The sequence below is a fragment of the Nonomuraea marmarensis genome, from assembly GCF_043197025.1.
GTDB classification, from domain to species: domain Bacteria; phylum Actinomycetota; class Actinomycetes; order Streptosporangiales; family Streptosporangiaceae; genus Nonomuraea; species Nonomuraea marmarensis.
On record NZ_JBICRM010000009.1, the window covers coordinates 71,495 to 96,629 of the forward strand.

Here is a 25,135-nt window from a genome sequence, read left to right on the forward strand (position 1 = left end):
CTGTGAGGAGCGACGAGATGTTCGAGAGGTTCACCGACCGAGCGAGGCGTGTTGTCGTCTTGGCCCAAGAAGAGGCCAGGATGCTCAACCACAACTACATCGGCACTGAGCACATTCTTCTTGGCTTGATCCATGAAGGTGAGGGCGTAGCCGCCAAGGCTCTGGAGAGCCTCGGCATCAGCCTTGAGGGTGTGCGCCAGCAGGTCGAGGAGATCATCGGCCAGGGCCAGTCGGCTCCGTCGGGGCACATTCCGTTCACCCCGCGGGCCAAGAAGGTCCTCGAGCTGTCGCTCCGTGAGGCTTTGCAGCTGGGTCACAACTACATCGGCACCGAGCACATCCTGCTCGGGCTCATCCGTGAGGGTGAAGGTGTGGCCGCCCAGGTGCTGGTCAAGCTTGGAGCTGATCTCAACCGTGTCAGGCAGCAGGTCATCCAGTTGCTCCACGGTTACCAGGGCAAGGAGCCGGCCGCTGCGGGCGGGCCGCAGGAGGCGGCCCCGTCGACCTCCCTGGTGCTCGACCAGTTCGGCCGCAACCTGACCCAGGCCGCCCGCGAGGGCAAGCTGGATCCGGTCATCGGCCGTGAGAAGGAGATCGAGCGGGTCATGCAGGTCCTCTCCCGGAGGACCAAGAACAACCCCGTTCTCATCGGCGAGCCCGGCGTCGGCAAGACCGCCGTCGTCGAGGGCCTGTCGCAGAAGATCGTCAGGGGCGAGGTGCCCGAGACGCTGAAGGACAAGCAGCTCTACACGCTTGACCTCGGCGCCCTGGTCGCCGGCTCCCGCTACCGCGGTGACTTCGAAGAGCGCCTGAAGAAGGTGCTCAAGGAGATCCGCACGCGCGGCGACATCATCCTGTTCATCGACGAGCTGCACACGCTCGTGGGTGCGGGCGCCGCGGAGGGCGCGATCGACGCCGCCAGCATCCTCAAGCCCATGCTGGCCCGCGGCGAGCTGCAGACGATCGGCGCGACGACGCTCGATGAATACCGCAAATACCTTGAGAAGGACGCCGCGCTGGAGCGCCGCTTCCAGCCGATCCAGGTGGCCGAGCCTTCCCTCAGCCACACGATCGAGATCCTCAAGGGTCTGCGCGACCGCTACGAGGCGCACCACCGCGTGTCCATCACCGACGACGCGCTGGTGGCCGCCGCGCAGCTGGCCGACCGCTACATCAGCGACCGCTACCTGCCCGACAAGGCGATCGACCTCATCGACGAGGCCGGTTCCCGGATGCGCATCCGCAGGATGACCGCTCCGCCGGACCTGCGCGAATACGACGAGAAGATCGCCAACGTCCGTCGCGACAAGGAGTCCGCGATCGACGCGCAGGACTTCGAGAAGGCCGCTGCCCTCCGCGACCAGGAGAAGCAGCTCCAGCTCAAGCGCGAGCGGCGGGAGAAGGAGTGGAAGGCCGGCGACATGGACGTCGTGGCCGAGGTCACCCAGGAGCTCATCGCCGAGGTCCTGGCGACCGCCACCGGCATCCCGGTCTTCAAGCTGACCGAGGAGGAGTCGCAGCGCCTGCTCCGCATGGAGGACGAGCTGCACAAGCGGATCATCGGCCAGGACGACGCCATCAAGGGTCTGTCGCGCTCCATCCGGCGCACCCGCGCCGGTCTGAAGGACCCGCGGCGTCCCGGTGGCTCGTTCATCTTCGCGGGTCCCTCCGGCGTCGGTAAGACCGAGCTGTCCAAGGCTCTGGCGGAGTTCCTCTTCGGTGACGAAGACTCTCTGATCAGCCTGGACATGTCGGAGTTCATGGAGAAGCACACCGTCTCCAGGCTGTTCGGCTCGCCTCCCGGCTACGTCGGCTACGAGGAGGGCGGCCAGCTCACCGAGAAGGTGCGGCGCAAGCCGTTCTCCGTGGTCCTGTTCGACGAGATCGAGAAGGCCCACCCGGACATCTTCAACTCGCTGCTGCAGATCCTGGAAGACGGTCGCCTGACCGACGCCCAGGGCCGCGTGGTCGACTTCAAGAACACGGTCATCATCATGACCACCAACCTCGGCACCCGCGACATCTCCAAGGGCATCGGGGTCGGGTTCGCGAAGTCCAACGACGCCGACTCCAACTACGACCGGATGAAGTCCAAGGTCCAGGAAGAGCTCAAGCAGCACTTCCGGCCCGAGTTCCTCAACCGCGTCGACGACATCGTGGTCTTCCACCAGCTCACGCCGGCGGAGATCATCCTGATCGTCGACCTGATGCTCGACCAGGTCGAGGCCAGGCTGAAGGACCGCGACATGGGGCTCGACGTCTCGCCCGAGGCCAAGAAGCTGCTGGCCGAGCGGGGTTACGACCCGGTCATGGGCGCCCGGCCGCTGCGGCGTACCATCCAGCGCGAGCTGGAGGACTCCCTGTCGGAGAAGATCCTTTACGGCGAGCTCCGGCCGGGGCAGGTCGTCAAGGTGACGGTCGAGGGCGAAGGCGACAACGCCACGTTCGTCTACAAGGGCGAGTCGGCTCCGAAGATCCCGGACTCGGCGGCCGCGATCGCGGCGCCGATCCAGCGCTGACGGGCCTCAGCGTTCGCCAGGAAACCCCCGTGTGATCCCTCACGCGGGGGTTTCCGCCTGTCCGGGGTCGCCAACAGGTTTCGTTGCGTAATCGTTGGGTGGGCGGGTGTACCGCCACCGCGAGTAGTACTACACTGCGTAGAGCTTCGCCAAGTCTCATCCAAGTGAGACACAAGAGCGCGTTCCTAAGCTGGGGGCTGCTCCCTGGGGAGTAGTGCGGAATCAACTCAGGGCGGACGCGTGCACCCCCTCGGAGCAGGCATGCTCTACAGGGTTCGCACGTCCGAGGCGGGCGACGGGAACACATAGCAAGCAGTGGAGGATCCGATGCGCCTGCGTCACGATGACGGAACGCTGGTTCACCTCGCCTACAACGCAGGCGTCCACCCCGCTGAAGACCTGGAGAACCTGATCGCCCATCTGACCCGCTACGCGGTCCCGGTGCGCAAGCGGCTGGGCGTGGAGCGCATGGGCGTCGGGTTGTGGCTCTCGCCGAGCGTGGCCGACCATCTCACGGCCGACCGCATCGAGCTCGTACGACTGCGCCGCTCCCTGGAGGAGCGCGGCCTCGAGGTCGTGAGCCTCAACGGCACCGGCGGCCGCAACCAGGAGGTTCCAGGCCCCGACTGGGCCAAGCCCGAGCGCTACCGCTACACCATGGCGCTGGCCAAGATCCTGGCGTTCCTGCTGCCGGAGGACGTGCGGTTCGGCAGCATCTCCACGATTCCGATCGGGTGGCGCCGCGACTGGCCCGCCGACCTGCACGCGATCGCCACCCGCCGGCTGGAGCGGCTGGCCCGCGAGCTGCGCGGCATCTACAGCGTGACCGGCAAGACGATCAGGGTCGGGTTCGAGCCGTGGCCGGGGTGCGTGCTGGAGACGACGGAGCAGGCGCTGGAGCGGGTGTGCGGGATCGACTCCGAGCACCTGGGCGTGTGCCTGGACGCCTGTCACCTCGCCTGCGGGGCCGAGGAGGCCGGTGCGGCGCTGAAGGGGCTGGCCGAGGCCGGTGCGCCCGTGGTCAAGCTGGGGCACGTGCACAACCACACGGGGACGACGCCGAGCACGGGGGCGGTGTTGCACGACACGCTGACGGCCATGTTGTCGGGTGCGGTGAGCGGGAGTGCGCACATCGAGGTGGAGACGCACAACCTGACCGTTCCCGGGCGGGCGAAGGGGCCTGGGGCGCTGGTGTCGTTGCTGGCTGAGGAGCTGGACTGGGCCCGTACCAATCTGACCAGCCTGGGCCTCCAGCTCGCCGCCTAGAGCGAGCCGAACCAGCCTGGGGTGTCCAGGCGCCACAGGTTGGCCGGGGTCATCTTGCGCAGGTCCGACTCCAGCGCCCGCAGGCGGTCCTCGCCCAGCTCGCCGGCCCAGCGGGCGCGCAGGTCGTCGAAGATGCGGGCCGAGCGGGTCAGGGCGTCCATGCCGTACGGGGTGAGGCGGACGATCTTGCGTCTCGTGTCGTGGGGATCGGCGGCGCGTTCGACGTAGCCGACGCGTTCCAGGGTGTCGATGGTCTTGCCCGCGGCCTGTTTCGAGACGCCGAGCGTACGGCCGAGTTCGACGGCCGTGGTGCCCTGCGGGCCGATGGCCTGCATGACGAACCCGTGCATGGGCCGCATGTCCGGATGGCCTTGCCGGGCCAGCTCGGCATGCAGTTCGTCGATCAGCACCCTGAACGCCAGCAGCAGGCGTAGTGGCAGTTCGAAGCCTTGGCTTGACATGATAGACAACCTGATTAACTATATGGACAACGTGGTTGCCTATCTTAGGGGGTTATGAGCATGGCTGTCATACGTGACGCCGAGGCGCGGCGGTCCGAGACTCCGGGCGGGGTCATGACGACGTTCGCCTCGCCGACGCAGGGAGGGGCCTCGCGGTCCCTCTGGAGGGTCGACGCCAGGCCCGGCGCTGAGGGGCCGGTGCACGATTTCGACTGCGAGCAGGTGTGGAGCTGGCTCGCCGGGGGTGCCGTGGTCGAGCTGGGGGACGAGCGGTTCGTGGTCGCGGCGGGGGACACCGTCGTCATGCCCGCCCGTACGGTGCGGCGGGTGCTGGCCTCGGACAGTGGCTACACCGCCGTCGTGGCGGCGCCGGCCGGCGCCAGGGCCTTCACCGCGGACGGTGCCGAGTTCGGTGTTCCGCCGTGGATCGCGTGATGGCCGTCGTCCATTTCGCGGACTCCCGCAGGATCGAGATCTGGGCGCCTCAGGGCACGGAACGCACCGTGCCGCTCTGGGTCAGGTAGGCGTCGTGGGGAGGCGGTAGGTGCCGTCGTCGAGGTGTTCGGCCAGGCCGTCGGCGATCAGGCCGTCCAGGGCGCGCTCTCGTTGCGCGGCGTCGTCCCACACGACGTCGAGCGCCGCCTTGGGGACCGGGCCGTGGGCCGAGCGCAGCACCTCGAGCAGGCGGCCGCGGCACTGGCGGTCCGTGCCCGCGTACGTCTGGCCCTTGCGGGCCGGGCCTTCGTGCGGTGGCTTGCCCGCCAGGCGCCAGGCGCAGAGGTGGGTGATCGGGCAGTCGGCGCAGCGTGGGGCCCGGGCCGTACAGACCAGGGCGCCCAGCTCCATCACCGCCACGCCCCAGCGGGCGGCGCCCAGCTCGGGCAGGAGCGCCTCCGCCAGCCGCCGCTCGGCCGCTGAGGTGGCCGTGGGAGGGTACTCCTCCGCGCGTACCGCCCTGGCGAACACCCGCCGGACATTGGTGTCCAGGACGGCGTGGCGGCCGCCGTACGCGAAGCTGGCGACCGCGGCGGCGGTGTATTCGCCGATGCCCGGCAGGGACAGCAGGGTCGCGTGGTCGGACGGCACCTCGCCGCCGTGCTCGTCGGTGATGGCCCGGGCGCACGCGTGCAGGCGGAGCGCTCTGCGGGGGTAGCCGAGCCTGCCCCAATGGCGTACGGCTTCGCCGGGTTGCTCGGCGGCCAGCGACTTGGGGGTGGGCCAGCGGGCCATCCAGTCGTTCCATACGGGCAGGACGCGTACGACCGGGGTCTGCTGGAGCATGATCTCGCTGACCAGCACTCCCCACGGGGTCGCGTCATCGGCCCGCCACGGGAGGTCTCGGGCGTTGTCCTCGTACCAGTCCAGAACGGGGGCGTGCAGGAGGTTCGGCTCAACCACGCGGTCAAGGGTATGCCTAGTTGGTTACCCACGGCGTGTCGTCACTCTTGGCTACTCTCTGATTACCATGCTGTGCGTATGGATCCGGATACAATACGTGACGACGGCGGTGACGTTTACTGGCGACGGCGTATGAGCGTGCTGGTGGCGGTGCTCGTCGTGGTGGCCGTTGTGGCGTGGGCGTGCTCCAGCGGGGGCAGCGGGCCGGAGCGCACGTCCAACGCGCAGACCTCACCGAGCGTTACACCCTCTGCCGATCCGCTGCTTGCAGGGCTCCGTACGCTCGCCATGGGCACGGCCAGCCCGTCCCCGACTCCGACCACCACCCCCAAGGCGACCCCGGCGGCGCGCCCCAAGCGCCCCGGCGAGCCCTGCGCCGAGGAGGACCTGGTGCTCAGCCTCCAGGGAGGCAAGGAACAGATCTACTCGGGCGGCGCCCGGCCCACCTTCATGGTCACGCTGGTGAACACGGGACCCGTGATGTGCACGGCCGACGTGGGGCCGCGGGCGATGGAGATCCGCATCACCTCGGGGGCCGACCGGATCTGGTCCACCGCCGACTGTGTCAGCGGCGCGGGCTCGGAGGTCAAGCAGTTGCAGCGGGGGGTGCCGTACGTACGGTCGCTGGAATGGGACCGGCGCCGCTCCAGCGCCGACTGCCGCGCCACGCCGCCGGCCGCGCTGCCGGGGACGTACGTGACCACGGTCCGCATGGGCGGACTTCACAGCACCAAGGGCGTCTTCCACCTCCGCTAGCGCCATGCTAGGCGCGGTCGTAGCGCATCACCACGACGCCCGCGTCGCAGGTGCGTGACTCGACGAGGCGCAGGTTGAGCCGGTCCTCGCGGGGCAGGAACAGCGGCTTGCCGCCGCCCAGCACGACCGGGTGCACCGCGATGTGGTACTCGTCGATCAGGCCGTGGTCGGTGAGGGCGGCGGCCAGACGGGAGCCGCCGGTCAGCAGCAGGTCCTTGCCGGGCTGGCGCTTGAGCTCGGCGATCTCCTCGATCTCGCTGAGGATTCTGGTGTCCCAGTCCGCCTCCTTGAGGGTGGTGGAGAAGACGATCTTCGGGGTGCCGCGCCAGATCGGCGCGTACCGGAGGACGTGCGGGTGGTCGGAGACCGACTCGGCGGTGGGCCAGAAGGCCACCATGCCCTCCCAGACGCCGCGCCCGTACAGGAGGGTGTCGACCCGGTCGGTCAGCGCGTCCGAGTACGCCGACAGCTCCTCGCCCATCACCGGCCAGTCGAACTCGCCCTTGGGCCCGTCGATGTGCCCGTCGACCGAGGTGTGCACCCAGTAGATGATCTTGCGCATGTCCGGCTCCTTCGCACTGCGTATTTCGCTTTCGTGGAAAGGTCGGAGCCGCGCATTAGTTCTCGACATCGTCCCGCCAGGCACCACCCGGCAGGGCAAGGAGAAACACCTAGACGTAGCGTTCGAGGATGGAGGATTCGGCCAGGCGGGAGAGGCCCTCTCGGACGCTGCGGGCCCGGGACTCCCCGACGCCTCCCACCTCCTGCAAATCGTCGATGCTGGCCGCCAGCAGCTTCTGCAGGCCGCCGAAGTGGTCGACCAGGCGGTCCACGACCGTGGCGGGCAGGCGGGGGACCTTGGCCAGGAGGCGGAAGCCGCGCGGGCTGACCGGGCTGTCCAGCTTGTCGGTGCCGCCGTGGCCCAGCACGTGGGCTACGGCCGACAGGTCCAGCAGCTCGTTGCCCGACAACTTGTCCAAGTCCTGCATGGCTTCCAGTGGGCGTCGCTGGCGGCGGCCCGCCGGAGCCGGGAGGTAGTCGCGGATGACCAGCTCGCGTTCCGAATCCACGCCTGCCACCAGCTCGTCCAGCTGCAGGGACAACAGGCGGCCGTCGGTGCCCAGCTCCACCACGTAGCCCTTGATCTCGTCGGAGATTCGGCGGACCATCTCCAGGCGCTGGGCCACCGCGGCCACGTCTCGCACGGTGACCAGGTCCTCGATTTCCAGGGCCGAGAGGGTGCCTGAGACCTCGTCCAGGCGGTGTTTGTAGCGTTCGAGGGTGGCCAGGGCCTGGTTGGCCTTGGAGAGGATGGCGGCCGACTCCTCCAGGACGTAGCGGATGCCGTCGAGATAGAGGGCGATGATGCGCATCGACTTGCTGATGGCGATGATCGGCAGGCCGGTCTGCCTGGCCACCCGCTGGGCGGTGCGGTGGCGGGTGCCGGACTCGTCGGTGGCGATGGAGGGGTCGGGCACGAGGTGTACGCCAGCGCGTACGATCTTGTGGTCCCCGCTCACCACGATGGCCCCGTCCATCTTGGCCAGCTCGCGCAGCCTGGTGGCGGAGAAGTCGACGTCGAGCTCGAAACCGCCGCTGCAGACCTCCTCGACGACCCTGTTGTAGCCGAGCACGATCAACCCACCGGTCTGCCCGCGCAGGATTCGCTCGAGGCCGTCGCGCAGAGGTGTGCCCGGCGCCACCGCAGCCAGGGCTTCGCGACGGCGGTCGTCAAGACTCCTATCCACCTGACCCCCGTGTCGATTGGTCACGCTCAGCTTAGCCGTGCTAGGTGACGTGTGTGAGGGCGTCCCAAACGTTCTCCGCCTGTACGACCTCGAACCCGGGTGCGAACGCCACCGGCCCCACAGGCACCAGCGCACGCTGCCCGTTACGCTTCCGGCCGCCCTCTTCCAGCGATCCGGCGGGCACGAGGGCACGCTTGAAACCGAGCCGGGCCGCCTCCGTCAGCCGTCTGCGTACGTCCTTGACCGGGCGCAGCTCGCCCGCCAGGCCCACCTCCCCCAGCGCCACCAGGCCGGCGGGCAACGGCTTGTCTCCCGCGGCGCTGGCCACCGCGAGCATGACCGACAGGTCCACCGCCGGGTCGGCCAGCTTGATGCCCCCCACGGTCGCGGTGAACACGTCGCAACCGCCGAGCCGGGCGTTGAGGCGCCGCTCCAGGACGGCGAGGATCATCTGCACGCGGTAGGTGTCGAGCCCCGAGGACGTGCGTCTGGGTTGTTGCGCCTCCGTGCGCGCCACCAGGGCCTGGACCTCGGCGGGCAGCGGGCGGGTGCCCTCGACCGTGACCGTGATGCAGGTGCCGGGCACCGGCTCGCTGCGCCGGGAGACGAACAGGCCGCTCGGGTCGGCGATGCCCTCGATGCCGCGCTCGTGCAGGTCGAAGCAGCCGACCTCGTCGGTGGGGCCGAACCGGTTTTTGATCGCCCGCACCATGCGCAGCCTGGAATGGTTGTCGCCCTCGAAGTTGAGCACGACGTCGACCAGGTGCTCCAGCGTGCGCGGGCCCGCGATCGAGCCCTCCTTGGTGACGTGGCCGACCAGCACGGTGGCCATGTTGCGCTCCTTGGCCAGGCGCACCAGGTTGGCCGCGACCTCGCGCACCTGCGTCACCCCGCCGGGAACGCCCGTGGCCTGCGCCGAGCCGACCGTCTGCACCGAGTCGACCACCAGCAGGGTGGGCTGGACCTTGTCCACGTGGGTGACCAGGGCCGACAGCTCGGTCTCCGCGGCTAGATAGAGCCGGTCCTGGATCGCGCCGATGCGGTCGGCCCGCAGGCGCACCTGGGCGGCCGACTCCTCGCCCGTCACGTAGAGGACCGTCTCGCGCTCGGCGATGCGGGCCGCGGCCTGCAGCAGGAGCGTGGACTTGCCGATGCCCGGCTCGCCCGCCAGCAGCACCACCGCGCCCGGCACCAGGCCGCCGCCGAGCACCCGGTCGAGCTCGCCGACGCCGGTCGTGCGCGCGGCCGCCACCTCGGCCTTGACCTGGCCGATCGGCAGCGCGGGCGCGCTGGTGGCGCCCGCCTGCACGACGTTGACCCCGGCCCGCGCGCCCTCCTCGTCGACCGTGCCCCACGCCTGGCACTCGCCGCAGCGCCCCACCCATTTGGTGGTACGCCAACCGCATTCGGCGCAGCGGTATCCGGGTTTCTGGGCAGTCTTGGCCATGCGGAGCAGGCTAGCGGGAGCGGCCGACAATCTTCGAGTCCCGCCGCCGGAGGGTTAGGCCAGGCCCAGCTCCGAGACCAGCAAACGCTTGGGCTTGGCGCCGATGATCTGCTTGACCGGCTCGCCGTTCTCGAACAGCAACATCGTCGGCACCGCCATGACCCCGTACCGGTTCATGATCTCGGGGTTCTCGTCGGTGTTGAGCTTGCCGATCGTCAGGCCGTGCTCGGCCTCGATCTGCTCCAGCACGGGACCCACCATCTTGCACGGCCCGCACCACTCGGCCCAGAACTCGACCAGCACCGGCTTGTCGCTCCTGAGCACCTGCTCCTCGTAGTTCTCCGTGGTCAGCTTGATCATCTCTTATCCCCTTACAAAGCAACCTGGGCAGGATTGGGCGAGCTGGGCGGCCACCTCGGCGCGGCGGGCGAGCAGGACGCGGATCTCCGCGTCGATCTCGGTCAGCTTGCGCTCGTAGACCTCGACCGACTCCGCGCACGAGCCGCCCGTGCTGTGCCCCCGGCGCAGGCAATCGACGAACGGCCGCGTCTCCTCCAGCGTGAACCCGACGTTCAGCAGGGCCCGGATCTCGGACACCAGCCTGACGTCGCCCTCGCTGTAGTCCCGGTAGCCGTTGGACCCGCGACGGGCGCTGAGCAGGCCGTGCTGCTCGTAATAGCGGAGTGAGCGGGTGCTCACTCCGGTGCGGTCCGCCAGCTCTCCGATGCGCATGCCTCCACGGTAATCGTTGACACCGACGTCAATGTCAAGCCCGCGAGGGAGCGACCAGGGCGGGGAAGGCGGCGGCGTATGGCGACCGAGCTGCCGAACGGAGTGAGGCCATGAACTCAGAAGTAGCGCCAGCGCAGCACGTTCGGATAGGGGAGCTCCAGCCCCGGCGTCTCGGCGATGGCCTGCTCGGCCACCTCCGGCGCGAACTCGATGCGCAGCACCGCCTCCAGGTCCGCGCGCCGCTCGAAGGCCATGCGGAGGTCGAGCGGCCGCCGCTGCCACCCCTGGCGGTCCCAGAACGCCTCGACCTCGCGGGGGGAGTAGGCGGGAACGGTACGCGAGAACCAGCGGCCGAACGAACCCCGCGTGGCGTCGAGGTCGACGACGAAGGCCGCGCCGCCGCGGCGTACCACCCGGGACAACTCGCGCAGTCCCGGCTCGCAGCCGGGACCGAAGAAGTACGCCCACCGCGCGATCGCCACGTCCACCGCAGCGTCACCGAGCGGCAGGTCCTGGGCCGCGGCGGCGTGCACGGTCACGTTGGCCAGCCCGGCGCAGCGGCGGCGGGCCAGCACGGCCAGGTCCCCGTGCGGCTCCACGCCGATCACCCGCGACGCCTGGGAAGCGAGCACCGGCAGGTGGTAGCCGGTGCCGCAGCCGATGTCGAGCACGGCGGCGCCGTCCCAGGGGCGCAGTGCGCGCATCGCCGCGTCGGCCGCGCCTTCCGGGTCGACCGCGCGGTTCTCCAGCTCGTAGACCTGGGGGGTATTCCAGATATTCGGGCTCGGGATCGCACCTTTCGCTATTCGCGGCATGCCCCAACGGTAGGTGCATCGCCACTGGTGGCGAGCCGCCGGACGCGGCGCACCACAGCGGCTCACCACAGAGCTCGCGCGCCAGATCCGCTTCACCGGCTTAGGCTGGCTACGTGGCTGATGTCATCCGCGTGCCCAATGCGAAGATCGCATTGTCCACCGCTTCGGTATATCCCGAACGCACCCCAGACGCGTTCGAGCTGGCCGCCCGCCTGGGTTACGACGGCGTTGAGATCATGGTGGGCGCCGACCCGGTGAGCCAGGACATCGACGTGATCGAGCGGCTCTCCGAGCACTACGAGATGCCGGTCCTGGCCATCCACGCGCCCTGCCTGCTCGTCACGCAGCGGGTCTGGGGCCGCGACCCGTGGGCCAAGCTGGTCAAGGCGCAGAAGGCGGCTGAGCGGCTCGGCGCTTCGACGGTCGTGATCCACCCGCCGTTCCGCTGGCAGCGCGACTACGCCCGCGACTTCGAGCACGGGCTGGCCAGGATGCGTGACGAGACGGGCGTGGCGTTCGCCGTCGAGAACATGTTCCCGCTGCGTGCCAGGGGCAACGACGTGGTGCCCTACTCGCCCGACTGGAACCCGATCGACTACGACTTCCCGCAGGTCACGCTCGACCTGTCGCACACGGCCGTGTCGGGCTCCGACGCCATGGAGATGGCCGTCAAGCTCGGCGACCGGCTCGCCCACCTGCACCTGGCCGACGGCATCGGCGTGACGAACAAGGACGAGCACCTGGTGCCCGGCCGGGGCAACCAGCCGTGCGCCCAGATGCTGGAGCGGCTGGCCAACACCGGCTACTCGGGGCTCGTCGTCCTGGAGATCAACACCCGGAAGGCGGCCAGCCGCACCGAGCGGATCGACGATCTGGCGGAGGCGCTCGCGTTCGCCCGGCTGCACCTGGCGGCGTCCTCATGAACGTGGGGCCGATCAAGGATCTGGGCAGGGTGTTCGACCGGGTGGCCGACGCCTACGACGCGGGCCGGCCCGGCTATCCCGACGAGATCTTCCGCGCGCTGAACGAGCTCACCGGCGTCGATCTCGACGGCGCCACGACGGTGGACGTCGGCGCGGGCACCGGCATCATGACCCGGGCGCTCAGGGCGCGCGGCTCGCACGTCATCGCGGTCGACCCGGGCGTGGAGATGCTGGCCCGGCTGATCTCCCGGTCCGAGGGCGACACCCCCGGCGTGGCGGCCGTGCTGGCGGACGGCAACGCGCTGCCGCTGGCCGACGGCGTGGCCGACCTGGTGACGTACGCGCAGTCGTGGCACTGGCTGGACCCGGTGGTGTCGATCGCCGAGGCCAGGCGGGTGTTGCGGCCCGAGGGTGCGATCGTGGGCTGCTGGAACCTCCACCACGCCGGGCAGGCCGACTGGCTGGCCGCTTACGAGGCCCGGCTGGCGGAGGCGGTGCCCACCTACTGGGGTCCGGCGGTCGAGCAGTGGTCGGTGCCGCCGATCGCCGCGGCCTTCGAGGTGATCGAGGAGCGCTGGATCCCCTGGACCAGGCTGGTCGGCATCGATGACTTCCTGCTCGACCTGCGCTCCCACTCCTACATGGCGGCCATGTCGCCGCGCTCCGCCCACGAGCTGGTCGAGCGGCAGCGGGCGGAGCTGCGCGAGGCGTTCCCCGAGGGCGTGTTGTCCGTGCCGATGCGGGTCTACCTGGCGGTGGGCAGGTGACGCCATGACCACGCGGCGGCCCGGGCGCCGGCCGGGGTCGGCCGACACGCGCGGGGAGATCCTCACGGCGGCCAGGAGGGTGTTCGCGGAGAAGGGGTTCGACAAGGCCACCGTGCGCGGCATCGCCAGGGAGGCCAAGGTCGATCCGGCCCTCGTACACCACTATTTCGACACCAAGGAGGGCATGTTCGCGGCGGCCATGAAGTTGCCGATCACGCCTCACGAGATCATCCCCATGCTGATGGAGGGCCCGCGCGAGGAGATCGGGGAGCGGCTCGTACGCACGATCCTGCGGGTCACCGCGGCGCCGGAGACCCGCGAGCCGATGCTGGCCCTGCTCCGCTCGGCCATGACGAACGACCAGGCCCTCGTGATGTTCCGGGAGTTCATCACGAACGCGCTGCTCTACCAGGTGGCCGATCGGCTCGGGGTGCCGCATCTGCGGGTCGAGGCGGCGTTCGCGCAGATGTTCGGCATGATCATGGGACGATATGTGATCAAGCTGGAGCCGCTGGCGAGCGCCGATCCGGAAGAGCTGGTGGAGCTGCTCGGGCCGACCATCCAGAGGTACTTCACGGGCTAGAGCATTGTTCTGCACGTGGCGATGACCTTAGGGTATGTCGCGTACCCCGGAAATGTTACCTACGGGTAGGGTTGCGGGGAGAAGCATGCGAAGCGGGTGAGCCAACATGGTCTGTGGGAGGACACCGTGCTCTGGGTAGCGATCGTCGGGCTCGTCATGACCGTCCTGGCGGTGGCCGTGGCCGGCCGCAGGGCGCTGTTCCTGTACCGGCTGGCGACCGTGGGCCCGCCCGCCCCCGAGCGGCTCGAATATGCCAGGACACATGCGGCCGACGAGGTCAAGGCGCAGCTCGTCGAGGTGTTCGGGCAGAAGAAGCTGCTCAAGTGGACGCCGTCGGGCACCGCGCACTTCTTCGTCATGTGGGCGTTCTTCATCCTGCTGACCGTCTACGTCGAGGCGTACGGCGCGATCATCCAGGGCGCGATCACCGGCACGCCCGACTTCCACATCCCGCTCATCGGGACCTGGGGTGTGCTCGGCTTCCTGCAGGACTTCATCGCGGTCGCCTGCCTGCTCGGCCTGGTCGCCTTCGCGGTCATCCGGATCAGGAACTCGCCCAAGACGCTCGGCCGGGAATCCCGCTTCTCCGGCTCGCACCTGGGCGGCGCGTGGCTCGTGCTGTTCATGATCTTCAACATCATCTGGACGCTCTTCCTGGCCCGGGGCGCGGCCGCCGCCAACGGCAACTTCCCCTACTCCTCCGGCGCGTTCGTCTCGCTCGCGCTCGGGAACGTGCTGCCGCAGGGCCCGGTGCTGGAGGAGATCGCGCTGCTGCTGCACATCGGCTTCATGCTGGTGTTCCTGGTCATCGTGGTGAACTCCAAGCACCTGCACATCTTCACCGCCCCGCTCAACGTGCTCTTCTCCCGCCGCCCCGACGGCATGGGGGCCGCGCCGGAGATGCGGGTGGACGGCAAGGTCGTCGACTTCGAGGACGAGGACCTCGATCCGGAACGGCTCGGGCGCGGCAAGATCGCCGACACCACGTGGAAGGGCTTCCTCGACTTCTACTCCTGTACGGAGTGCGGCCGCTGCCAGTCCCAGTGCCCGGCGTGGAACACCGACAAGCCGCTCTCGCCGAAGATGCTCATCCTCGACCAGCGCGACCACGCCTTCAAGGTGGCCCCGTACCTGATGGCGGCCTCCTCGGAGCACGCCGACGCCGACGTGCTGGCGCTGCTGGAGAAGCCGCTGGTCGGCGAGGAGGGTGTGATCCACCCCGACGTGCTCTGGTCGTGCACCAACTGCGGCGCCTGCGTCGAGCAGTGCCCGGTGGACATCGAGCACATCGACCACATCCTCGACATGCGCCGCTACCAGGTGATGGTGGAGTCGTCGTTCCCGTCCGAGGCGGGAGTGATGGTGAAGAACCTGGAGAACAAGGGCAACCCGTGGGGCGTGTCCGAGATGAAGCGGGCCGACTGGATCGAGGAGCTGGACTTCGAGGTCGAGCTGGTCGACGAGAAGATGCCGGAGGACGCCGAGTATCTGTTCTGGGTTGGGTGCGCGGGCGCGCTCGAAGACCGGGCCAAGAAGACCACCAAGGCCGTCGCGGAGCTGCTGCACATCGCGGGCGTGAAGTTCGCGGTGCTCGGCCCGATGGAGGCGTGCACCGGCGACCCGGCCCGGCGGCTGGGCATGGAATACCTGTTCAACATGCTGGCCCAGCAGAACATCGAGACCCTTGACGAGGCCGGCGTCAAGAAGATCGTCGCCACCTGCCCGCACTGCTTCAACACCCTGGCGAACGAATATCCGCAGCTCGGCGGCACGTACGAGGTCGTGCACCACACGCAGCTGCTGGCCAAGCTGGTCGACGAGGGCCTGCTCACCCCGATCACGCCGATCGAGGAGAAGATCACCTACCACGACCCGTGCTTCCTCGGCCGCCACAACAAGGTCTACTCCCAGCCGCGCGACATCATGGCGAAGGTCCCGGGCGTACAGACCCAGGAGATGCACCGGCACAAGGACCGCGGCTTCTGCTGCGGCGCCGGGGGCGCGCGCATGTGGATGGAGGAGCGCATCGGCAAGCGCATCAACACCGAGCGCGTGGACGAGGCGCTGACCACCAATCCTGACACCGTGTCGACGGCCTGCCCGTTCTGCATGGTGATGCTCGGGGACGCCATCAACGAGAAGAAGAACAACGGCGAGGCCAAGGAGTCGCTCGAAGTCGTGGACGTGGCCCAGCTCTTGATCAAATCGGTCAAGGGCGCTTCCTGACCGCTGAAAGTCGGACTCCTTCACAGCCCTTGTGGAGGAGTTCCGCACGTCAACGGGGTTGGTTACGAGAAATCTGCCATCCACATAACGGGAAAATCACGGTAACCTCAACGTCGCATGGCTCTATTCGACGGGGAGGGGGCTCGTGATGCGCGTCGTCGTCACCGACGCCGAGGTCACCCTGGCCGACGTGCTCTCCCTGCGACTCGCCATCGACGAACCACTACAAGCCGGCACCGAGCTCGTGCTCAGGCATCGCACCACGGGGGTGGAACGCGACGTGCGGCTCGGCAGGCCGGGCAAGCGGGCGCGCGAGGCCACGCTGGCGGTCTCGCTGGCGCCGCTGGAGCTCAGCGCCGGGCGCTGGGACGCCTACCTGCGCCACGACGGCAAGCGCAACAGGCTGCGCAGCGTGGATCCCGGCTTCTCGCTCGACCACCTCGACGCGTACGCCCTGTGCAAGCGAACCCTCGCCTACCGCTCCTATCGCACCCGCAACGGCTTCCTGGCGCTGAAGGTCTCCGACGCGGAGCCGGTGGCCGAGGTGCGGGCGATCTGGTTCAGGGAGGGCCGGTTCGAGGTGACGGGGCTGCTGGCGTACACGGGGCTGGAGGACGACGACTCCCGCCACGAGGCCGTGCTGACCCTGGACCGCAGGCAGACGAACGCGCGGGTGTCGGCCACGGCCACCGTGCAGGGCGTGCGCTTCCACGCTGCCGTGTCGCTCGTGGACGTGCTGGCCGCCGATCCCGAGTCCGTGGCGAGCTCCGGCACGTGGGAGCCCGCGCTGGAGGTCGAGGGCGTGCCCACACCGCTCAGGATGGGCGCGCGGCTCGACGACGTGGACGGCAAGAGACGCAGGCTGCACTATCCCTCGGCCAAGGTGGACGGCGTGCCCATCAGGCCCTGCTACACCGCCGACGACGAGCTGCGGATCGAGGTCGGCGGATGAAGGTCAGCCTGGTCCTCGCCTCCGCGTACGGCATGCGGGGCGACGTGCGCGCCACGCTGAACCTGGCCACCGCCCTGGCCGAGCGGCACGACGTCGAGGTGATCAGCATCAGGCGGCAGAAGGAGAAGCCGTTCTTCCCCGTCGGCCCCAACGTGGCGATGCGCAGCGTGATCGACGCCAGGCCGGGGGTCAGGCACCTGTTCCCGCGCGGGCAGGTGCGCGCGGAGGTGGCGTTCTGGCGGCTGCTGCGCAACCTCAAGTCCGACGTCCTGATCACGACCAGGCCTGGGCTCGGCGTCCAGGCCGCCAGGCACGCTCCACGTGAAACCCTGAGGATCGCCAGGGAGTGGGGGCGGCCGGCCGTACCGGGCCCGGTCAAACGCTTCTACCCGCGCCTGAGCGCCGTCGTGACGGCCACGGACTCGGCCCAGGAGGACTGGACCAAGCTCCTGGCCGACGGGCCTCCTGTGCACTCCCTGCTGGACGCGCTGCCGGGCGGCCCCTGGCCGCGCTCGCGGATGGACAACAGGATCGTGGCCGCCGGGGGGCGGTGGGTGCCCGCCAAGGCGTACGACCGGTTGATCAGGGCGTTCGCGATCGTGGCGGACAAGCGGCCCGACTGGCGGCTGCGCCTGTACGGCGGCGGCCCGGAGGAGCGGCGGCTGCGCTCGCTGGTGCGGGACCTCAACCTGCACAACCACGTCTACTTCATGGGCACGACGCCGGACCTGGCGGGCGAGTTCGCCAAGGCGTCGATCGTGGCCAGCACCTCGCGCAGCGAGGACGTGGGCATGACGGTGCTGGAGGCCATGGGGTGCGGGGTGCCCGTGGTGGCCTTCGAGGGGGCCAGGGGGCCGACGGAGTTCGTGGCCACGGGCTACAACGGGGTGCTGGTGCCGGAGGTGGAGGGCGACCTGCAGCTGTTCGCGGCGGCGCTGCTGGCGCTGATCGACGACGAGCGCAGGCGGCGCTCTCTCGCGGCGGGGGCGCTGGACACCGCGGTGCGGCATTCGGCGGACGAGGTGGCCGAGCAGTGGGAGAAGCTCATCACCGACCTCCGCTGAGTAATACCGCTTACGGGTACCGTAGAAGCATGCATGGGTACAGCGGAGACAAGCAGGCATATCTGACGCGCCTCAGGCGCATCGAGGGTCAGATCAGGGGCCTGCAGCGCATGGTCGATGACGACTCCTACTGCATCGATGTGCTGACCCAGGTCTCCGCGGCCACGCGGGCGCTGCAGGCGGTGGCACTCGGGCTGCTGGAGGAGCACATCTCGCACTGCGTGGCCGACGCGATCAACACCGGCGGGCCGGAGGCCGAGGCGAAGGTGAAGGAGGCTTCGGCGGCGATCGCGCGTCTAGTCCGTTCTTAGTGACTAGTTATGTCGAAAGCCCGGAAACGACTGTCCCGGACTCATTAGGAGTCCGGGACTAGGTCATTGTGATGGTCCTTCAGCGGCTCGCCGAAGTCCGCAATCCGAGCGCGTCGTCGAGTTCGTCCAAGGTCAGCCGCCGTTCGCTGACTGCCACGGCGGTGAGCACCTCGGCGTAGAGCGCAATCTCGTCCAACGCGACACGGTCGTGGACCCGAGAGTCCAGGTCATCGTGCCCCACCGCGTCGTCCTTCCTTCCGCAGCCCACACCCTCTACGAGGTTACGGCGAAGGCCCTTCCGGCGACATGGCCCATCGGAGTCATTCCTTTCCGCGCCACCGGGACCCCACAGGGATCATTTCCCGAATCGGAGATCACAATTCGGCGAATTTCCTGTGATAGAAGTGTTAGAACGATATAGGCGGAGTTAGGGTGAAATAACGGTATTCACGGGTTAACTGTGGTGGTCGTCGCGTTCGTGGATGAGTCTGCGTACGAGTGCCGTTTGTCCGGCCAACCCCCGCTCCGGCACCCTGGCCCCCGTCAGCCCGCCCCACGCGAGCCCGGTCGCGTACGCGGCCCCGAGCACCGACGCCGCGCTCGCCCGGTCCGGCGGCGCCACCTCCAGCACCGGCGCCGGCATGGTCAGGACCCGCACGGGGAAACCCTCGGGCTCGGTCGCCTCGCCGGCCGACGTGCTGGTGAGCCCGGCGCGATCCAGCTCCTCGTACGCCAGCCTGAGCCGGTGGTCCAGCCGGCCGGGCAGCATCCCCTTGGAATCGGACAGATCGGCGAGGAACATGGCCGCGGCCATGCGCGGATCCGGCCTGAACTGCAGCGCCTCGACCAGGTCGTAGACGGCGTGGGAGAAGTGCGCCTCCTGGTCGGTCTCCCCGAGCAGCGCCCTGCCCAGCCGCGCCGGGCAACGTTCCAGCCACGCCCGGCGTACCGCCTCGTCGTCGGGCAGGGCGTCGTCGAGGCCGGGCTCGCGCAGCACGGGCTCGACCATCGTGAGCAGCGCGAGCGCCCGCGGCCTGAAGCGGGTGTCGGAGAGCAGGATCTGGGCCGTGTCCGCGATGACGGCGGCGAGCCTGAGCGCGGCCCGGGAATGGCCGGCCCGCGCCCGCTCGGCCACCAGTGTGACGAGGTCGAGCAGCGGCGGCGCGGGCAACCAGCGCACCCACTCGTCCCCGGGCAGCGAGCGGCGCAGGTATTCGCCGAACACGGTGATCAGCCGCTCGTTGCCGTCGAAGGCCGGCGCGTACGCGCACCACATGATCGTGCCCCAGATGGCCGCCACCGTGCTCGGCACGTCGGAGGCGAAGATCTCGTCGAAGGCCGTCAGCGGGAAGTCCAGCTCCGACTTGCGGCCGCTGGCCCGCAGCAGCACCCTGAGCTGCTCAGTCAGGCTCGCCGACACGTCGGGGCCGATGAACGCCTGGGTGGAGCCGGGCTCGGCGTGGAAGTCGGGGCCGGGCGGGACCACGCCGTCCGGCAGCGTCGCCGCGGCATGCCCCACCTGGCGCGCCCGCGTGCCCCGCGGCGGCGGCGCGAGGTGCCAGCGGCCGTCGGCGGGGTCGAGCAGATGCCAGCGCGCGTGCGCGCCGAAGAGCCACCGGTCGCCATCTGGGGTCACAAGAATTCTGGCCGCCAGGACGTGGGCGCGATCGGGCACGGAAAGACCCTGCCAACGCGGGTCCGCGACCATCGCGCGGACCTCCGCCTCGGCGGAGGTGAACGCATCCCAGGGTCGCACGGCCGTCATCGTACTGGGAGTGCTCGGATCATCCACCGGCATTTCACGGCAGAATGTCCGCTATGAGGGCGAAGGTGGCAGCGATGTCGGCGGTCGTAAGCGTGCTCGCGGGTTGCGGTACGGCTACGTCAGCGCAACCCACGCCCTCAGGACCCGGCGTGCTCACGCTGGCCAACGCCACCCCGCCGGCGCCCGGCGGGGAGGTGGGCGGGGCCTCGACGGAGTTCGCCGACGCCAAGGACCTGTCGATGTGGACCAAGCTGAGCGAGACGGAGAAGGACGTCGACCGGCTCGCCAAGTTCGACGTGAACAAGACCGTGAAGGGCTCGATGTACCTGGAGCCCAAGACCTCGGCCTGGTTCGACGGCTTCCGCGGGCCCTTCGTGTACCAGGATCTGGCGGGGGACATCGTCATGCACGCGCGGGTCAAGGTCGAGGGCAAGACCGGCGGCCAGCCCAAGCGGAAGTTCTCCCTCGGCGGCCTGATGGCCCGCCAGCCCGACTCGTACGCCAAGCCCAACTGGGTCTCCATCACCGCCGGAACAGCCGACAAAAGCGGCCAGGTCGAGGTGAAGTACACCCAGGACGGCAGCTCCAAACCGCAGGAGCTGACCGTCAAGAGCGGCTGGGTGGACCTGGCGCTGGCCAGGGTGGGCCGGGTCTTCGTCGCGCTGTACAGGGAGGACAAGGGCAAGTGGAAGGTCGGCCGGCGCTGGCCGTCCAACCTCCCCGACGTGCTGCAGTGGGGCGTCACCGCCTACACCGACTGGGACAGCTACAGCCTGCTCAAGAAGGACGCGACCAAGGGCAACGCCAAGCAGGTCAAGGGCGTGCCCGACCTGAAGCTGACCGTCGACTTCGTCCGGTTCCTGCGGCCCGAACTGCCCGAATACGCCGACCCCCTCAACACCGCCTCGGTGTCGGACGAGGTCCTGATCAAAGCGATGACGCCTGCCGGTGCCTGAGCGCCTTGGCCACGTAGTTGTCCGGCGTACGGGCGAAGGACGCCCGGTCGTCGTCGGTGAGCTCGCGCACGATCTTCCCGGGCACCCCGGCCACCAGCACGCCGGACGGGATCTTCTTGCCCGGGCCGACCAGCGCTCCGGCCGCCACCAGTGTGCCCGCTCCCACGCGGGCGCCGCCCAGCACGATCGCGCCGATGCCGATCAGGGTGCCCGACTCCACATGGGCGCCGTGCACCATGGCCTTGTGGCCCAGACTGACCCGGTCCTCCAGGATCGCCGGCTCGCCCGGGTCGGAGTGGAGGCAGCACAGATCCTGTACGTTGCACTCCTCGCCGATCTCGATCCGCTCGTCGTCCCCCCGGAGAACGGAGCCGTACCAGATGCTCGACCCCCGGCCCACGCGCACGCTGCCGACCACGACGGCGCCGGGCGCGATGTACGCCTCGGGGTGTATGTCCGGGACTGCCCCGTTGTCCAACGCTGCTATGTACATTCGTCACATCGTAATTCCCGCTCCAGGTCTGGCGTTCCGGTTGCGGACGTGGGCAGATGGCAGGAAAGTCGTTTCCTGACGTCTCGTCGTCAGACCCTCACAACCCGCAGCTTTCCCCCGCCTCACGCAAACCACCCTTAGGTAACCCCCATGACAAACCAGCACGAGAGCATTCCCGATCTGATGCAAGAGGACACCTTCGAGGTCGTGATGCGCGGCTACAACCGCCGCCAGGTCCACGACTACATGATCCGTACCCGTAACCAAGTCAGAGATCTGGAAGAGCGGCTGGCGCGGGCGATCGACCAGGCCGAACAGGGCCGCATCGAGCTGGCGGAGGCCAGGCGGCGCATGGTCGAGGCGCCGCAGAGCTACGACGACCTCAGCCCCAGGCTCGCGCAGATCCTCCGCCTCGGCGAGGAGGAGGCCGCCTCGAAGCGAGAGGATGCCGAGGCCGAGGCCTCCAGCGTGCGCGACGCGGCCAAGTCGGAGGCCGACCGGCTCGTGACGACCTCCCGCGAGACGTCCGACAAGATCCTCACCTCCGCGCAGGCGGAGGCGGAGCGGCGGGTGAGCGAGGCGACGCAGGCGGCGGAGCGCATGCTGGCCCAGGCCGGCGCGGACGCGGAGGAGCAGCTCAACGCCGCCCGCACGGAGGCGGAGGATGGCCTGCGCGAGTCGCGGACCGAGGCCGAGCGGGTGGTCGCGGCGGCCCAGGCGGAGTCCGAGCAGCTGCTGCAGTCCGCCAACACGCAGGCCGACCAGCTGCTCAGGGGAGCCAGGGACGAGGCCGAGTCGATGCTGACGGACGCCCGGCAGCGCACGGCGTCGCTGGACGAGCAGGCGGGCCGCCGGGTCGAATACCTGACCAACACGCACACGGAGGTCGTGCGGCGGCTGACCGAGGTCAGCTCGGTGCTGGGCGACCTCATGCGCAGCGAGTCGGCGGCCGGGCCGCTGATCTCCGAGTCCGCCATGCCCCCGGCGTCCCCGGCGCCCGCAACGCCGCCGTCGCCGCAGGACGACGTGCGGGTGATCGTTCAGGAGGACGAGGAGCAGCAGCCGCAGGAGGCCGTCTCCGACGACACCGACGTGCAGATCGTCCGGCTGTCCGAGGTGCACAAGTAACCCCACGGAGCGGAAGCCCCCGCCCCCGATAGGGTCGGAGGCTTCCGCGTTCGTGGCCCCTCCTGATTGGGGGCCCGGTACCGGGGCCGCCGAGACGCTGGACCCGGCACCGGGCTGCTCGTGTGCGCGGGCCGCGGAACGCTCCACGACCTCGCGTCAAGGAGGCGCCGGGCCGGCCCGCCAGTGGTGCTGCTCACCGGCCCGTCTCTCCTGGTCCCGGAGCTGGTCGCGCAGGCCGTCCGGGTCGTCCGCGTCGATGGTCATCGCGCATCCGGCATCGCGCTGCGCCGCGCTCAGCGGATGGTGTCTCGTGGCCCACCAGCGGCCCGCGTCGCTCCGCCAGATGGTCCACTGGGGGTACTCCCGGGCGATCTCGGCAAGATGCCGATCAAAGGACATCGCTGTCCGCCTTTCCCGGGCCCCCAGGCGAGGTTCCATCTCCTTAGAAGGTGCTGCACATCTCTAGAGAACGCAATGATCGTGATGGACAGGTCAACCTATCGCTTGACAGATGGGGTTGAACTAGGCGTCGAAATCGTACTGGAGTACGTACGCGGCGGAGTCGAGCACCATCTCGTTGAGCTCTACTGGCAGCCCACCCGACGTGTACGCGGTGCGGGCGATGACGATCACCGGGGTGCCGCCCGGCAGGTCGAGCAGCCCGCTCTCGCGCGGTCCCGGCATGCGGGCGCGTACCTCCTCGGTGAAGTGGGCCGGGGGCAGGCCCAGGTCGCCCAGCCTGGCGTAGACGCCACCGGGGCCGGTGTCCGCGAGGGTGATCGCGCTGCCCTGCACCAGGTGGGCGGGGAAGTAGGAGGTGGCCAGCTGCACGGGTCTGGAGTCGACCGAGTAGCGGCGCCGACGTACCCATACCTCGCCGCTCTCGAGAACGTCGGCCACCTCCTCCGTGGCTCGCTCCAACACCACCTCCACCCGGTCCACGGTGAAAGGGCGGCCGCGGGTGTCGGCGTCCCAGATGGCCCGCCCCTGACCCCACTGCTCTCGTGACAGGCGGCGTGAGCCGTGCCTGCGAATCGGTTTGAACAGCCGCACGTAAACCCCCGAGCCTCGTTTGGGCACCGCCAGCCCTTCATTGATCAGTACGGCAAGCGCCTGCCTGGCGGTGGCTCGTGCGATTGCGTGTTCGGCCATCAGCGCGTTCTCGCCCGGTAGTCGGTCCCCGTCGCGCAGTTCGCCGGACAGAATCCGGGCGCGGAGGCCGTCGGCGATGCGTCGATAAATAGGGGGCTCGTGGGATACCGGGGATTCAGACACGTTCGATCACCCTCTGTCACCAACCAGGTTGTGGCGTCTCCAGAGAACTTGCCCCGTCTTGTCCACGATCGCACAGATAAAAAGCTTGGTCGCGAGCTTCTTTTGAGCGGATCGTGCCTGTGTGAGGAATTCCGGGGTGTTTTCGCGGGCCGTTACCGTGGAACGGTCCTAGCCGGTATTCGACCGGCCCACCAGCGGCGAGTAACCAACGAGGCGATCACGGCCCCCGCCGTATTGAGGATGACGTCGTCGATGGAGGAGAAACGGCCGAGGCGCAGGGCGTACTGGAGGAGTTCTACCAGGACCGAAAAGGCGGCCGCGACGGCCGCAACGCGAGCCGTCGAGGACATGCCGCCGCTGCGCACCGGCAGCAGCGCGCCGAGCGCCGCGAACACCAGCAGGTTGCCGCCGACCTGCACCAACACCGCCTCCCACGGTGCGCTCGCGAGCTCTGTGAGGTCTTTGAACGGGACGAGACTGACTCCTGTCTGACCGCTCGACGGGGTGAGGATCATCCAGATCCAGGGAGCGGTGCCGACGACGATGCCCACGTCGGCGATCGAGGTGCGCAGGGGCGCCGGATGGCTGGCGCGAACGCGGTGGCGGGAGAGAAGCAAGATTGCTAGCAAGGCCAGGGGGAGTGCAAAAGTACCAGCAATAATGACGTTTCCCCACAATTCCCACGTCCGCGCCATCCGACCATGATGGCGATGATCTAGGGATACCGGAAGATGTCCATCTGGACAGGTCTCAGGGGCAAGCGGGTGCGCTGGCGCACAGTCACGGGCGCGCGGGCAGGTGCTCGCCCAGGAACGCCAGCGCCAGCTCCCACGTACGCTCCGCCGCCTCGGGATGGTGGAACATCGGCGCCTCGCTGTTGTGGAAGGCGTGCCCGGCCTCCTCCTCGACGTGCATGACCACGTTCGGCCGGCCTTCCGCGGCCTGCTCGACCACGGCCACCCGCTCACGCGCGATGTAGGGGTCGCTGCCGCCGAAGACCAGCAGGAGCGGCGCGGCGACGCGGTCCATGAGGCCGGTCGCGTCGGGCACGGCGGAGCCGTAGAAGGACAGGACCGCGTCCAGCTCGACCTGCGTGGCCAGCAGGTAGTCGATGGAGCCGCCCAGGCAGAAGCCGAGCGCGCCGATCCCGCCGCTCACCTCGGGCAGCGATCGCAGGTGGGCGACGGTGAGCGCGCAGTCGGCCACGCCCTGCGCGAAGTCGAAGCCGCCGACCAGCTCGATCGCGGCCTTCGTGCCCTCGGGGGTGTGTTCGGCCTGCCAGTGGGGGTGCAGGCGCCAGAACAGGTCGGGCGCGGCCACCACGTAGCCGCGGGAGGCCAGCTCCGTCGCGACCTTCTCGATGTAGGGCCCTACTCCGTAGATCTCCTGGACGAGCAGGATCCCCGGGCCGGTTCCGCTGTCGGGCAGCCACAGGTGCACGTCGAAGGAGCCGTCGTGAGCGGTGACTTGATCGGTGCGAGTGTGCATCCCAACAGCATCGTGCATAGCGCTGGTCGCGATCGAGGGAGACGATGCGATCGAGGGTTCCG

27 protein-coding genes are annotated in these 25,135 nt (G+C 69.2%); 13 read left to right on the forward strand and 14 right to left on the reverse strand.

What is annotated here, in order from left to right; translation table 11 throughout:
• Positions 1-17: 17 nt before the first annotated feature.
• Positions 18-2,519 (forward strand): ATP-dependent Clp protease ATP-binding subunit, encoded by a 2,502-nt coding sequence (locus ACFLIM_RS16955; protein WP_393166337.1) that lies wholly within the window; start codon positions 18-20, stop codon positions 2,517-2,519.
• Positions 2,520-2,846: 327 nt separating this feature from the next.
• On the forward strand, positions 2,847-3,785 hold the full coding sequence (locus ACFLIM_RS16960; RefSeq protein WP_393166339.1) for a TIM barrel protein: 939 nt from the start codon (positions 2,847-2,849) through the stop codon (positions 3,783-3,785).
• Here ACFLIM_RS16960 and ACFLIM_RS16965 read toward each other — a convergent pair.
• Complete coding sequence (locus ACFLIM_RS16965; RefSeq protein WP_393166341.1) at positions 3,782-4,246, reverse strand: MarR family winged helix-turn-helix transcriptional regulator; 465 nt, start codon at positions 4,244-4,246, stop codon at positions 3,782-3,784. The two genes, ACFLIM_RS16960 and ACFLIM_RS16965, sit on opposite strands and share 4 nt — an antisense overlap.
• Positions 4,247-4,306: 60 nt before the next feature.
• Between ACFLIM_RS16965 and ACFLIM_RS16970 the strand changes: the two genes are divergently transcribed.
• Positions 4,307-4,681 (forward strand): cupin domain-containing protein, encoded by a 375-nt coding sequence (locus tag ACFLIM_RS16970; RefSeq protein WP_393166343.1) that lies wholly within the window; start codon positions 4,307-4,309, stop codon positions 4,679-4,681.
• An 81-nt stretch (positions 4,682-4,762) separates the two neighbouring features.
• Here ACFLIM_RS16970 and ACFLIM_RS16975 read toward each other — a convergent pair whose 3' ends face one another.
• On the reverse strand, positions 4,763-5,644 hold the full coding sequence (locus ACFLIM_RS16975) for an A/G-specific adenine glycosylase (protein ID WP_393166345.1): 882 nt from the start codon (positions 5,642-5,644) through the stop codon (positions 4,763-4,765).
• Between the two features lie 132 nt (positions 5,645-5,776).
• On the opposite strand from ACFLIM_RS16975, the gene ACFLIM_RS16980 reads away from it, so the two are divergent.
• The gene (locus ACFLIM_RS16980; RefSeq protein ID WP_393166347.1) at positions 5,777-6,400 is read left to right on the forward strand and encodes a hypothetical protein; all 624 of its coding nucleotides are present in this window, start codon (positions 5,777-5,779) and stop codon (positions 6,398-6,400) included.
• Positions 6,401-6,407: 7 nt separating this feature from the next.
• On the opposite strand, the gene ACFLIM_RS16985 is transcribed toward ACFLIM_RS16980, so the two are convergent.
• The 6 genes from ACFLIM_RS16985 to ACFLIM_RS17010 all read right to left on the reverse strand — a co-directional run bounded on the left by ACFLIM_RS16985 (position 6,408) and on the right by ACFLIM_RS17010 (position 11,142).
• The gene (locus ACFLIM_RS16985) at positions 6,408-6,962 is read right to left on the reverse strand and encodes a dihydrofolate reductase family protein (RefSeq protein ID WP_393166349.1); all 555 of its coding nucleotides are present in this window, start codon (positions 6,960-6,962) and stop codon (positions 6,408-6,410) included.
• Between the two features lie 109 nt (positions 6,963-7,071).
• Entirely contained in the window at positions 7,072-8,148 is a 1,077-nt protein-coding gene (disA, locus tag ACFLIM_RS16990; protein WP_393166351.1) for a DNA integrity scanning diadenylate cyclase DisA, read from the reverse strand.
• A 40-nt stretch (positions 8,149-8,188) separates the two neighbouring features.
• Positions 8,189-9,595 carry a DNA repair protein RadA gene (gene radA / locus ACFLIM_RS16995; protein WP_393166352.1) on the reverse strand — a complete coding sequence of 469 codons (1,407 nt, stop codon included), beginning with the start codon at positions 9,593-9,595 and terminating at the stop codon, positions 8,189-8,191.
• 54 nt (positions 9,596-9,649) lie between these two features.
• Positions 9,650-9,955 (reverse strand): thioredoxin, encoded by a 306-nt coding sequence (trxA, locus tag ACFLIM_RS17000; RefSeq protein WP_393166353.1) that lies wholly within the window; start codon positions 9,953-9,955, stop codon positions 9,650-9,652.
• 3 nt (positions 9,956-9,958) lie between these two features.
• Positions 9,959-10,327, reverse strand: a complete 369-nt coding sequence (locus ACFLIM_RS17005) for a MerR family transcriptional regulator (protein ID WP_393166355.1) — start codon at positions 10,325-10,327, stop codon at positions 9,959-9,961.
• A 116-nt stretch (positions 10,328-10,443) separates the two neighbouring features.
• Positions 10,444-11,142: a class I SAM-dependent methyltransferase gene (locus ACFLIM_RS17010; RefSeq protein ID WP_393166357.1), complete on the reverse strand. Its 699-nt coding sequence runs from the start codon at positions 11,140-11,142 to the stop codon at positions 10,444-10,446.
• Between the two features lie 113 nt (positions 11,143-11,255).
• On the opposite strand from ACFLIM_RS17010, the gene ACFLIM_RS17015 reads away from it, so the two are divergent.
• From ACFLIM_RS17015 to ACFLIM_RS17045, 7 genes are all read left to right on the forward strand, one after another.
• Positions 11,256-12,065 (forward strand): sugar phosphate isomerase/epimerase family protein, encoded by an 810-nt coding sequence (locus ACFLIM_RS17015; RefSeq protein WP_393166360.1) that lies wholly within the window; start codon positions 11,256-11,258, stop codon positions 12,063-12,065.
• The gene (locus ACFLIM_RS17020; RefSeq protein ID WP_393166362.1) at positions 12,062-12,832 is read left to right on the forward strand and encodes a class I SAM-dependent methyltransferase; all 771 of its coding nucleotides are present in this window, start codon (positions 12,062-12,064) and stop codon (positions 12,830-12,832) included. Before ACFLIM_RS17015 ends, ACFLIM_RS17020 begins: the two co-directional genes overlap by 4 nt.
• A 4-nt stretch (positions 12,833-12,836) precedes the next feature.
• On the forward strand, positions 12,837-13,415 hold the full coding sequence (locus ACFLIM_RS17025) for a TetR/AcrR family transcriptional regulator (protein ID WP_393166365.1): 579 nt from the start codon (positions 12,837-12,839) through the stop codon (positions 13,413-13,415).
• Between the two features lie 126 nt (positions 13,416-13,541).
• Positions 13,542-15,641 carry a (Fe-S)-binding protein gene (locus ACFLIM_RS17030; protein WP_393166368.1) on the forward strand — a complete coding sequence of 700 codons (2,100 nt, stop codon included), beginning with the start codon at positions 13,542-13,544 and terminating at the stop codon, positions 15,639-15,641.
• 148 nt (positions 15,642-15,789) lie between these two features.
• On the forward strand, positions 15,790-16,593 hold the full coding sequence (locus ACFLIM_RS17035; RefSeq protein WP_393166805.1) for a hypothetical protein: 804 nt from the start codon (positions 15,790-15,792) through the stop codon (positions 16,591-16,593).
• Complete coding sequence (locus tag ACFLIM_RS17040; protein WP_393166371.1) at positions 16,590-17,657, forward strand: glycosyltransferase; 1,068 nt, start codon at positions 16,590-16,592, stop codon at positions 17,655-17,657. The genes ACFLIM_RS17035 and ACFLIM_RS17040 overlap by 4 nt, the downstream gene beginning before the upstream one ends.
• Before the next feature lie 29 nt (positions 17,658-17,686).
• Entirely contained in the window at positions 17,687-17,968 is a 282-nt protein-coding gene (locus tag ACFLIM_RS17045) for a metal-sensitive transcriptional regulator (RefSeq protein ID WP_393166373.1), read from the forward strand.
• Between the two features lie 454 nt (positions 17,969-18,422).
• Here ACFLIM_RS17045 and ACFLIM_RS17050 read toward each other — a convergent pair whose 3' ends face one another.
• Positions 18,423-19,733 (reverse strand): hypothetical protein, encoded by a 1,311-nt coding sequence (locus ACFLIM_RS17050; protein WP_393166374.1) that lies wholly within the window; start codon positions 19,731-19,733, stop codon positions 18,423-18,425.
• Positions 19,734-19,807: 74 nt separating this feature from the next.
• Here ACFLIM_RS17050 and ACFLIM_RS17055 point away from each other — a divergent pair, with 74 nt between their 5' ends.
• Complete coding sequence (locus ACFLIM_RS17055; protein WP_393166376.1) at positions 19,808-20,689, forward strand: hypothetical protein; 882 nt, start codon at positions 19,808-19,810, stop codon at positions 20,687-20,689.
• Here the strand turns inward: ACFLIM_RS17055 and ACFLIM_RS17060 are convergent.
• Entirely contained in the window at positions 20,661-21,182 is a 522-nt protein-coding gene (locus tag ACFLIM_RS17060) for a gamma carbonic anhydrase family protein (RefSeq protein ID WP_393166378.1), read from the reverse strand. The genes ACFLIM_RS17055 and ACFLIM_RS17060 overlap by 29 nt on opposite strands.
• A gap of 150 nt (positions 21,183-21,332) precedes the next feature.
• Between ACFLIM_RS17060 and ACFLIM_RS17065 the strand changes: the two genes are divergently transcribed.
• The gene (locus ACFLIM_RS17065; RefSeq protein WP_393166380.1) at positions 21,333-22,310 is read left to right on the forward strand and encodes a hypothetical protein; all 978 of its coding nucleotides are present in this window, start codon (positions 21,333-21,335) and stop codon (positions 22,308-22,310) included.
• Positions 22,311-22,466: 156 nt separating this feature from the next.
• On the opposite strand, the gene ACFLIM_RS17070 is transcribed toward ACFLIM_RS17065, so the two are convergent.
• The 4 genes from ACFLIM_RS17070 to ACFLIM_RS17085 form a co-directional block, all read right to left on the reverse strand.
• The gene (locus tag ACFLIM_RS17070) at positions 22,467-22,709 is read right to left on the reverse strand and encodes a hypothetical protein (RefSeq protein ID WP_393166381.1); all 243 of its coding nucleotides are present in this window, start codon (positions 22,707-22,709) and stop codon (positions 22,467-22,469) included.
• A gap of 123 nt (positions 22,710-22,832) precedes the next feature.
• Positions 22,833-23,585 (reverse strand): GntR family transcriptional regulator, encoded by a 753-nt coding sequence (locus ACFLIM_RS17075; RefSeq protein ID WP_393166383.1) that lies wholly within the window; start codon positions 23,583-23,585, stop codon positions 22,833-22,835.
• A gap of 152 nt (positions 23,586-23,737) precedes the next feature.
• Positions 23,738-24,280 (reverse strand): VanZ family protein, encoded by a 543-nt coding sequence (locus ACFLIM_RS17080; RefSeq protein WP_393166385.1) that lies wholly within the window; start codon positions 24,278-24,280, stop codon positions 23,738-23,740.
• Between the two features lie 85 nt (positions 24,281-24,365).
• Positions 24,366-25,073, reverse strand: coding sequence for a dienelactone hydrolase family protein (locus ACFLIM_RS17085; RefSeq protein ID WP_393166387.1), 708 nt, complete (start codon positions 25,071-25,073; stop codon positions 24,366-24,368).
• Positions 25,074-25,135 lie beyond the last annotated feature (62 nt).

Coding starts and splice junctions, on each gene's coding strand:
- ACFLIM_RS16955 (WP_393166337.1), top strand. CDS start 18: ATGTTCGAGAGGTTCACCGACCGAGCGAGGCGTGTTGTCGTCTTGGCC.
- ACFLIM_RS16960 (WP_393166339.1), top strand. CDS start 2,847: ATGCGCCTGCGTCACGATGACGGAACGCTGGTTCACCTCGCCTACAAC.
- ACFLIM_RS16965 (WP_393166341.1), bottom strand. CDS start 4,246: ATGTCAAGCCAAGGCTTCGAACTGCCACTACGCCTGCTGCTGGCGTTC.
- ACFLIM_RS16970 (WP_393166343.1), top strand. CDS start 4,307: ATGGCTGTCATACGTGACGCCGAGGCGCGGCGGTCCGAGACTCCGGGC.
- ACFLIM_RS16980 (WP_393166347.1), top strand. CDS start 5,777: ATGAGCGTGCTGGTGGCGGTGCTCGTCGTGGTGGCCGTTGTGGCGTGG.
- ACFLIM_RS16985 (WP_393166349.1), bottom strand. CDS start 6,962: ATGCGCAAGATCATCTACTGGGTGCACACCTCGGTCGACGGGCACATC.
- radA (WP_393166352.1), bottom strand. CDS start 9,595: ATGGCCAAGACTGCCCAGAAACCCGGATACCGCTGCGCCGAATGCGGT.
- trxA (WP_393166353.1), bottom strand. CDS start 9,955: ATGATCAAGCTGACCACGGAGAACTACGAGGAGCAGGTGCTCAGGAGC.
- ACFLIM_RS17005 (WP_393166355.1), bottom strand. CDS start 10,327: ATGCGCATCGGAGAGCTGGCGGACCGCACCGGAGTGAGCACCCGCTCA.
- ACFLIM_RS17010 (WP_393166357.1), bottom strand. CDS start 11,142: ATGCCGCGAATAGCGAAAGGTGCGATCCCGAGCCCGAATATCTGGAAT.
- ACFLIM_RS17020 (WP_393166362.1), top strand. CDS start 12,062: ATGAACGTGGGGCCGATCAAGGATCTGGGCAGGGTGTTCGACCGGGTG.
- ACFLIM_RS17025 (WP_393166365.1), top strand. CDS start 12,837: ATGACCACGCGGCGGCCCGGGCGCCGGCCGGGGTCGGCCGACACGCGC.
- ACFLIM_RS17035 (WP_393166805.1), top strand. CDS start 15,790: ATGCGCGTCGTCGTCACCGACGCCGAGGTCACCCTGGCCGACGTGCTC.
- ACFLIM_RS17040 (WP_393166371.1), top strand. CDS start 16,590: ATGAAGGTCAGCCTGGTCCTCGCCTCCGCGTACGGCATGCGGGGCGAC.
- ACFLIM_RS17045 (WP_393166373.1), top strand. CDS start 17,687: ATGCATGGGTACAGCGGAGACAAGCAGGCATATCTGACGCGCCTCAGG.
- ACFLIM_RS17050 (WP_393166374.1), bottom strand. CDS start 19,733: ATGACGGCCGTGCGACCCTGGGATGCGTTCACCTCCGCCGAGGCGGAG.
- ACFLIM_RS17055 (WP_393166376.1), top strand. CDS start 19,808: ATGTCGGCGGTCGTAAGCGTGCTCGCGGGTTGCGGTACGGCTACGTCA.
- ACFLIM_RS17060 (WP_393166378.1), bottom strand. CDS start 21,182: ATGTACATAGCAGCGTTGGACAACGGGGCAGTCCCGGACATACACCCC.
- ACFLIM_RS17065 (WP_393166380.1), top strand. CDS start 21,333: ATGACAAACCAGCACGAGAGCATTCCCGATCTGATGCAAGAGGACACC.
- ACFLIM_RS17070 (WP_393166381.1), bottom strand. CDS start 22,709: ATGTCCTTTGATCGGCATCTTGCCGAGATCGCCCGGGAGTACCCCCAG.
- ACFLIM_RS17080 (WP_393166385.1), bottom strand. CDS start 24,280: ATGGCGCGGACGTGGGAATTGTGGGGAAACGTCATTATTGCTGGTACT.
- ACFLIM_RS17085 (WP_393166387.1), bottom strand. CDS start 25,073: ATGCACACTCGCACCGATCAAGTCACCGCTCACGACGGCTCCTTCGAC.